This window comes from Mucilaginibacter sp. P4_G9 (assembly GCF_056400985.1).
The window spans coordinates 1-7,460 of record NZ_JBFUKF010000243.1; the positions used below are offsets into that span (position 1 = coordinate 1).

Sequence of the window (7,460 nt, forward strand, 5' to 3'; positions counted from 1 at the left end):
GGCCAGGTACACCCTCCAATAAACAATGCCCCCCGGCTAAAAAAGCAACCAGCAGCTCATCCAATATGGCATCCTGCCCTACAATTACCTTTTGTATCTCGCTTTTTAACTGCGGTAGCCTGGCAAGCAGAGCTTTTATATTATTTTCGGTCAGTTCCAACTTTTAATACGTATTAAAGTACTGTCACAATATATTACCCTTTTGAGTAATTACCATTATTTTTTATTAAAAATTAAATAAAGTATCTAAAACTTTACAAGCTAAGCAAACAAAAGTGATTTCAGCATAAAATATTGTACTACTTTTAAGCTTTTTAAGCAAAATGGCATTCAGCGGAAAATTTACGTTTACCAGGTTAAGTTACCATTCCGGCGATTGGGATACCGATCAGCGCATGCCATCAAACCTGCTTAACTCTTTGCTGGAGTATACTACCGTGCCCATCGAACAGCAGGAAAAAGTAATCCCACTAAGCAGCGATGATATATTTCAATACCCGTTTTGCTATTTAAGCGGGCATAAACTGGTACAGTTTGATACTAAGGAAAGGGCCAACTTTAAAAAATATGCAGAGAACGGCGGTTTCATATTTGTTGATGATTGCAACCATGATATTGATGGGCTATTTGCCAAATCATTCGAGGCGCAAATGACAGTCCTCTTCGGTCCGGCAGCACTGAAAAAGATCCCCAATAACCATAAAATATATCACTCCTTCTTTTCTTTTGATAAAGGACCGCCTACAACCAGCTTTGAGCTTAACGGCTGGGGCGATGATCTTGTACACGATTACCTTAAAGCCATTGAAATTAACGGCCGTATAGCCGTTTTATACAGCAGTAAAGATTATGGCTGCGAATGGGATTATGATTTCAGGAACAAACGCTTCCTGGCAGAAGATAATACCAAATTCGGGGTGAATATTATAATGTATGCGCTGAATTATTGATACTTATAACCTGCTAAAATTGATGTTGTAAGGAAAATTGGCCGGTAATTACCCACTTATTATTTTGAGCCGCAGATGTAATAAATAAATTATATTTTTTATCCTGCATAAAATTCAAACTTGACTCATTATATTTAGGACTTAATACTGACTGACCTTGAAAAGAAAAGATTTCCTATACCTCACCGGAATGGGCATTAGTGCATCCATGCTTAGCAGGATCCCCGTTTTCGGTTCACCCGTTTTACCCGGACAGGATCTGAGCCCGGTAGACGTGGCATTGAAAAAACGAATGGCTGATGTGGCATTAAATGCAGCCCGATCTAAGGGCGCAACTTATACCGATGTACGCATAGGCCGGTACTTTAACCAGTTTGTAGTTACCCGCGAAAACAAAGTAGAAAATATAGTTGATACCCAATCATACGGAATGGGGATTCGCGTTATTGCCAACGGTTGCTGGGGCTTTGCCGCTACAGACAAGCTGGATAATGACAGCATAGCCAAAGCTACCGAGCTTGCTGTAGCTATAGCTAAGGAGAATGCCCGCATCCAAACAGACCCGGTGCAATTGATAGCCCAAAAAGGCCAGGGAGAAGTAAGCTGGAAAACACCAATAGAACGCAATGCTTTTGAGGTGCCCATGAAGGAGAAAACCGACCTGCTACTTTCTGTAAATGACGCAGCCATGAAAGGCGGCGCCAATTATGTAAACTCCATACTATTTTTGGTTAATGAGCAAAAATACTTTGCCTCTACAGATGGTTCCTACATCGATCAGGATATCCACAGGATTTGGCCCACTTTCGCGGTTACCAAAATAGATTCAAAAACTGGAAAGTTTGAAACCCGCCAGGCGCTAAGTGCACCGCGCGGTATGGGGTATGAGTATTTGATCCCCCGCGAGAGCGATAAGATAAAAGGCGTAACAACATTATACCGTGATCGCTATGATATGATTGAGGATGCACGGGCTGCTGCTACCCAGGCAGAGCAGAAATTGAAAGCAAAATCGGTTGAAGCCGGTAAGTATGATCTGGTGCTTGACCCAAGTCACTTATGGTTAACTATCCACGAATCTGTTGGTCACCCTACCGAGCTCGACCGCGTTTTAGGTTACGAGGCCAACTTTGCAGGTACAAGTTTTCTCACTTTAGATAAATGGCAATCGGGCAAGTTCAATTTCGGCAGTAAAAATGTAAATATTGTTGCCGATAAAACACAACCGGGCTCATTGGGAGCTGTTGGTTATGATGATGAAGGTGTTGAGGCCAAAAAATGGGATGTGATCAAAGATGGCGTCCTTGTTAACTACCAGGCCATTCGCGACCAGGCGCATATTATCGGGTTAAAAGAATCGCAGGGATGCTGCTACTCCCAAAGCTGGCAGGATGTACAGTTTCAGCGTATGCCCAATATCTCTTTGCAGCCGGGTAAAACCCCAATGGGTTTAAATGATATGATCAAAAATGTAGAAAAAGGTATTTATATCATCGGCGACAGCTCTTTCTCCATTGATCAGCAGCGCTACAACTTCCAGTTTAGCGGCCAGCTTTATTTCGAGATTAAGAACGGTAAAATAGCAGGCATGTTGAATGATGTAGCCTATCAATCAAACACGCAGGAGTTCTGGAATTCATGTGCGGCGGTTTGCGATCAGAAAGATTACCGTTTAGGCGGATCTTTCTTTGATGGCAAGGGCCAGCCTATGCAGGCCAGCGCCGTATCTCATGGTTCATCAACTGCCCTGTTCAAAGGGGTTAACGTTATTAACACAGCAAGAAAAATTTAAAATACTATGGCCATATTAAGTGAAGATGAATGCCGCGCAATATTAAAAAAAGCGCTCAGCTACTCTAAAGCCAATGAATGTGAAATTAATTTTGGCGGATCAGACTCCGGCAATATAAGATATGCCCGCAATACCGTTTCTACCAGCGGTGCCCTTAGCCAAACCAATATGGTTATCTCATCGGCATTTGGTAAAAAACTGGGGGTGGTTACCACTAATGAATATGATGATGCCTCGGTTGAAAAAGCCGTACGCCTGTCAGAAGAACTGGCACAGCTGGCACCTGAAAACCCCGAGTTTGTATCCTTTTTAGGGCCGCAAACTTATGCGCCACGTTCAAAAACCTTTGTGCCCGAAACAGCTGCCGTTACCCCGGCTCAACGTACAGATATGATTGATGCGAGCCTGAAAATAGCCAAAGACAATAAATTGATAGCTGCCGGTTTTTTACAGAACAGTGCAGGCTTTAATGCTATGATGAATTCGCATGGGCTTTTTGCCTACAATACATCAACTGATATCAATTTCTCGGTGACGCTACGTTCTGAGGATGGTACCGGTTCGGGCTACTCAACCAAAGGATATAATGATGTAAGTAAACTCGATACTTTGGCATCCACCAAAATAGCAGCTCAAAAAGCTGCAGGTTCAAAAGGCGCCAAGGCTATTGAACCGGGTAAATATACAGTGATACTGGAGCCTGCCGCGGGCATAGTATTGCTTGAGCAATTATACGGCGGCCTGGATGCCCGCAGTGCCGATGAAGGCCGAAGCTTTTTAAGCAAACCAGGTGGCAAAACAAAGCTTGGCGAAAAAATGGTTGATGAAAGGGTGAATATCTATTCAGATCCATCTCACCCCGATCTGCCTACCAGCAGCTGGACCGGCGATGGGAGGCCGCAGGAGAAGATCACCTGGATAGAGAAAGGTGTTGTTAAAAACCTGAATTACTCCCGCTACTGGGCTCAAAAACAGGGCGTAAAAGCAACCCCATCGCCTGATAGCATCATTATGGATGGCGGCAGTGCTACGCTGGAGGAATTAATTAAAGGAACCGAAAAAGGAATATTGGTAACCCGGTTATGGTATATCCGCCCGGTTGACCCGCAAACCTTGCTGTATACCGGCCTTACCCGCGATGGTACTTTTTATATCGAGAATGGCCAGATCAAATTCGCGATAAAAAACCTGAGGTTTAACGAAAGCCCGGTTATTATGCTGAATAACCTGGATGCATTGGGAAAACCGGAGCGTACAGTAAGCGGGGAATCAACCCAAAACGCAATGATACCACCAATGCGAATCCGTGACTTTACTTTTACTTCGCTATCCGATGCGGTTTAAATAATTTCTTAATAAACAACAAAAGCCCGGATTTTAAAGTTCGGGCTTTTGTTGTTTAATTTACTTTGCCATCTTTTATATAAAGCACAATAGCTTTAATCAATTTCAGCTTTTTAATCAAACATAATTTTCTATTAAAATTTAATGAGAAGAAAAGACGACATTCTTTGGAAAGGGATACTTGAAGATGTTTTTGACGATTTTTTGCGGTTTGTAAATCCCGATGCCGATACCGTATTTGATCTTGACCGGGGTTTTGAATTCCTGGATAAAGAATTGGAGCAGGTCTTCCCTCCAGAAAATGATGAGTATTCGCCAAGAGTTATTGATAAGTTGGTTAAAGTATTTACCAAAACAGGCAAAGAGGAATGGATTTTGGTACATGTGGAAGTGCAGGCCCAATATCAAAAAGATTTTGCCAGTCGCATGTACACCTATTTTTACAGGATACTGGATAAATATCAAAAACCCATAGTAGCTTACGCCATATTTACCGAAGCCAGTGCAAAAGAACGGCCGGATCATTTTGCGATAGACTTTATGGGTACCAGTTTGCGTTATACGTTTAATACCTACAAAATAACCAGCCAAAGCGATGAAGCGTTACAAGCAAGCGACAACCCGTTTGCGTTGGTTGTGCTTACAGCAAAGGCCGCGCTTACCGGTAAAGACGTAAAAAACAGCATGGAACGTGATGTGTTGCTATTGAACTTAAAACTTAACCTCACCAGGTTATTGTTGGCCAAGAAGATAGCGAAGGAAAAAATAAGGGTGTTGATGAATTTTTTAAGGTATTATATACGCTTTGAAAATCAGGAGATAAACACTAAATTTGAACAACAGGTAGAAATTTTAACAGAAAGGAGCACCACCATGGGTATAGAAGAACTTTTATTAGACAGAGCTGAAAAAAAAGGCGAGAAAAAAGGCGAGAAGAAAGGTGAGAAAAAAACCAAGAAAGATATTGCCCGCGAGATGAAAAAGGATGGTTTTCCCGTTGCACAGATCGAAAAATTCACCCGGCTTTCGGCAGAGGAAATAGAAAAGCTTTAAGCAGCTTAAACATTAAGCTACTACTATCCTCCCGCCCAAGGGAACCCATTAGTTGTACATAGTGCATGTACATATTTCATTTAACTTCTGTTTAGCTTAACAGAAATACCCGCAGCCCGTAGCCAAAATATTAGAAAATAGCTTAAACCCGCGGCACTTTTATTATAAGCCGAAGGATGTTAATTCCGGCCGGAATTTGATGCAGTAACACACCCATCCTGTAAACTTTCGCACCAACTCATAACCTGGTCAATTTACCCTACCAAAACCTTACATAAATTGCTGATAAGAATAACAGGATCACTGCGATAAGTACTACCGATGATGCCTTCAGTTTAAACATACTTTTATCAACCTGGATAGCTTTTGCACTTACCATTGGCCCGGCTAAGCTTGTTGCAACCATMACGATGAATGTGGTAAGGAACGACCAGCTGAGTGATATGAAAAAAGGTATTTCAAATTGGCCCGATGCATTTTGAAATGCCGTGTAAAGCCAGGTCTCGGGCCCGAAAACTTTAACGGCAAACTGGTTAAAAAATACAGATGCTGCAAAGCCGGTTAATATGCCCACAATGGCGGCTTCCCCTGTTGTACGTTTCCAGAACATACCTAACAGAAATGTGGCTAAAACCCCGGGACTTACAAAGCTGGAATATTTTTGAACAAAAGTATAGCCCCCTTCACCGCTGATACCCAGCATATCATTCCAGGTAAAGGCAACGGCTACAACCAAACTCACAACTATAGCAAGCCTGCCTACCCAAACCATATTGCGCTCGGTGGCTTTGGTGCTCATGTAGTTTTTATAAACATCGAGCGTAAAAATGGTGGCAATACTGTTTACCTTACCGGCTATAGAAGCTACAATGGCAGCCGTTAATACCGCCAACGACAAACCCTTCAGTCCCGAAGGTAAAAAGGATAGTATAGCCGAATAAGCGCCATCCTTGCTACCATTGATCAGCATTGGTAAATGACCATGCTTGTATAAAACAAAGGCAACTATACCCGGCAGCATCACAATAACCGGCATCAGTATCTTGAGCAAACTGGCAAACAGGATACCTGTACGGGCAGTATGCAGGTTTGCACCCAGGGCACGCTGCGTGATATATTGGTTACATCCCCAGTAATTAAGGTTGCTGATCCATTGCCCGCCGGCATACATCGCAAAACCTGGCAGGATCAAATATTTACTTACAGTTTCTATTGATGAACCATGTGCAGGTTTTTTGAAAATAAGATGGAAATGATCGGGAGAATCTTTCAGGATTAGTTTTAAACCGGTAAGCGCGTTTTGCCCGAAACCAAATTTATCGCTCACAATAGTAAGTGAAAGGTAAGTAATAGCAAGCCCGCCGATGATGAGCACAGCAACCTGTACAACATCGGTATAGCCCACCACCTGCATTCCCCCCAGGGCAATAACCACACCAAATATGGCTAACCCGATCATAATTTCATGCAGGTACTGCCCGCCCAGCAAACTGTTAATTGCCAGGGCACCTAAGTACAAAATAGCGGTAAGGTTAACAAAAACGTATAAGAACAACCAGAATATCGACATTACCAAAGCCACACCGCTGTTATACCTGTCTTTAAGAAATTGCGGCATAGTGTATATTTTATTTTTGAGATACACCGGCATAAAAAACACCGCTACAATGATAAGCGCGGCGGCCCCTACCCATTCGTAAACAGCTACCGCTATCCCGGCAAAAAAACCGTCGCCGCTCATCCCTATAAATTGTTCGGCAGAGATGTTGGATGCGATGATAGATGCACCAATGGCCCACCAGGTAAGGGTACCTTCGGCCAGGAAAAAGCTGTGCGAACTGGAATTGGTTTCGTTTTTTTTGCTGCGGTAAACCAGGTACCCGTAAACCGATACCAATATAAAATACACAAAGAATACGATAAGATCGCCTATGGAAATGTGATTCAGCATGTTTGTTGTTTGCAACCGGGATTTAGGTTAGGCCCGGTTGATTTTTCAAATCTATAAAATAAAACGGATTGGCAATATTTTGTATCGCATTAAATGTCAGCAATACAGCTCTATATGTTTCAAGACAACGAAACACCTGAAACATCTACATGTAAAAATAAACAAACCGTCATTGCAAAGCACGAAGCAAATAGTCCCATCCAACCCTCCCCGGAAGGGAGAGATTAAAAAAAAACGAAGGTCAAAAAGTCTCCCCGCCAACCGGCGGGGGGACATTTAGAGGGGCTAGTTGCTTCAGCTACTTAAAACTTCAACGTTGACGGCAGATATTTGGCCACCAGGTCTTCGTAATAAGGACGCAGTTCGGTCC

At 42.8% G+C, this 7,460-nt stretch carries 5 protein-coding genes; 4 read left to right on the forward strand and 1 reads right to left on the reverse strand.

What is annotated here, in order from left to right:
- The first annotated feature begins 323 nt into the window (after positions 1-323).
- From AC1DPZ_RS18210 to AC1DPZ_RS18225, 4 genes are all read left to right on the forward strand, one after another.
- Positions 324-950 carry a DUF4159 domain-containing protein gene (locus AC1DPZ_RS18210; protein WP_477405990.1) on the forward strand — a complete coding sequence of 209 codons (627 nt, stop codon included), beginning with the start codon at positions 324-326 and terminating at the stop codon, positions 948-950.
- Positions 951-1,107: 157 nt separating this feature from the next.
- Positions 1,108-2,742, forward strand: coding sequence for a TldD/PmbA family protein (locus AC1DPZ_RS18215; RefSeq protein WP_477405992.1), 1,635 nt, complete (start codon positions 1,108-1,110; stop codon positions 2,740-2,742).
- 6 nt (positions 2,743-2,748) lie between these two features.
- The gene (locus AC1DPZ_RS18220; protein WP_477405994.1) at positions 2,749-4,086 is read left to right on the forward strand and encodes a TldD/PmbA family protein; all 1,338 of its coding nucleotides are present in this window, start codon (positions 2,749-2,751) and stop codon (positions 4,084-4,086) included.
- Between the two features lie 144 nt (positions 4,087-4,230).
- Positions 4,231-5,139, forward strand: a complete 909-nt coding sequence (locus tag AC1DPZ_RS18225; RefSeq protein WP_477405996.1) for an RpnC/YadD family protein — start codon at positions 4,231-4,233, stop codon at positions 5,137-5,139.
- A gap of 259 nt (positions 5,140-5,398) precedes the next feature.
- Here AC1DPZ_RS18225 and AC1DPZ_RS18230 read toward each other — a convergent pair whose 3' ends face one another.
- Complete coding sequence (locus AC1DPZ_RS18230) at positions 5,399-7,090, reverse strand: sodium:solute symporter family transporter (protein ID WP_477405998.1); 1,692 nt, start codon at positions 7,088-7,090, stop codon at positions 5,399-5,401.
- Positions 7,091-7,460: the final 370 nt, after the last annotated feature.

Bases quoted from the DNA above. Each gene is read 5' to 3' on its own strand.
- AC1DPZ_RS18210 (WP_477405990.1), top strand. From the start codon at position 324: ATGGCATTCAGCGGAAAATTTACGTTTACCAGGTTAAGTTACCATTCC.
- AC1DPZ_RS18225 (WP_477405996.1), top strand. From the start codon at position 4,231: ATGAGAAGAAAAGACGACATTCTTTGGAAAGGGATACTTGAAGATGTT.
- AC1DPZ_RS18220 (WP_477405994.1), top strand. From the start codon at position 2,749: ATGGCCATATTAAGTGAAGATGAATGCCGCGCAATATTAAAAAAAGCG.